The organism is Enterobacter sp. C3_dUdeg (assembly GCF_057536195.1).
Map to the genome: position 1 here is coordinate 1 of NZ_BAAKFX010000023.1, position 778 is coordinate 778.

1 rRNA gene is annotated in these 778 nt (G+C 53.7%); it reads right to left on the reverse strand.

Features of this window, described 5'->3' with window-relative positions:
* Positions 1–778: ribosomal RNA gene (locus AC27FC_RS23045) — 23S ribosomal RNA — on the reverse strand; the annotation flags it as partial.

The window sequence follows — 778 nt, forward strand, 5'->3', positions numbered from 1 at the left end:
CCGCTAACCCCATCAATTAACCTTCCGGCACCGGGCAGGCGTCACACCGTATACGTCCACTTTCGTGTTTGCACAGTGCTGTGTTTTTAATAAACAGTTGCAGCCAGCTGGTATCTTCGACTGATTTCAGCTCCACCCGCAGGGGCTTCACCTACATATCAGCGTGCCTTCTCCCGAAGTTACGGCACCATTTTGCCTAGTTCCTTCACCCGAGTTCTCTCAAGCGCCTTGGTATTCTCTACCTGACCACCTGTGTCGGTTTGGGGTACGATTTGATGTTACCTGATGCTTAGAGGCTTTTCCTGGAAGCAGGGCATTTGTTACTTCAGCACCGTAGTGCCTCGTCATCACACCTCAGCGTTAAAAGGTACCGGATTTACCTGGAACCTCCGCCTACATGCTTAAACCGGGACAACCGTCGCCCGGCTAACATAGCCTTCTCCGTCCCCCCTTCGCAGTAACACCAAGTACAGGAATATTAACCTGTTTCCCATCGACTACGCCTTTCGGCCTCGCCTTAGGGGTCGACTCACCCTGCCCCGATTAACGTTGGACAGGAACCCTTGGTCTTCCGGCGAGCGGGCTTTTCACCCGCTTTATCGTTACTTATGTCAGCATTCGCACTTCTGATACCTCCAGCATGCCTCACAGCACACCTTCAACGGCTTACAGAACGCTCCCCTACCCAACAACGCCTAAGCGTCGCTGCCGCAGCTTCGGTGCATGGTTTAGCCCCGTTACATCTTCCGCGCAGGCCGACTCGACCAGTGAGCTATTA